The following is a 304-nucleotide window of genomic DNA, read 5'->3' on the forward strand; positions in this document are numbered from 1 at the left end:
ACTGAACAACCATTGATCAATTAAAGAACGCCGGGCGCGACTTATTAGCAGCGGTTTGATTGCGGCCCTCGGAGGAGGGCGCAGGCAAGTAACAGCGGTTGTCGTGCACGAAGAGACAGACGAAACCGGTAGCAAAGCGATGCCTGCATCGCGAATCAGACCACACTGCAACACAGGGATCACCTCCTGCTAAAGCACTGGCACACCTGGTGCTGCGTTGTGCTGTTGCGATTCAAAGTGGCGCGCAGGATACTGGGCGAAACTCACCTTCACCCGGGACATATCATGCCGGTTTCCTTTGATG

The organism is Alcanivorax sp. UBA3183, from assembly GCF_002364155.1.
GTDB lineage: Bacteria > Pseudomonadota > Gammaproteobacteria > Pseudomonadales > Alcanivoracaceae > Alcanivorax > Alcanivorax jadensis.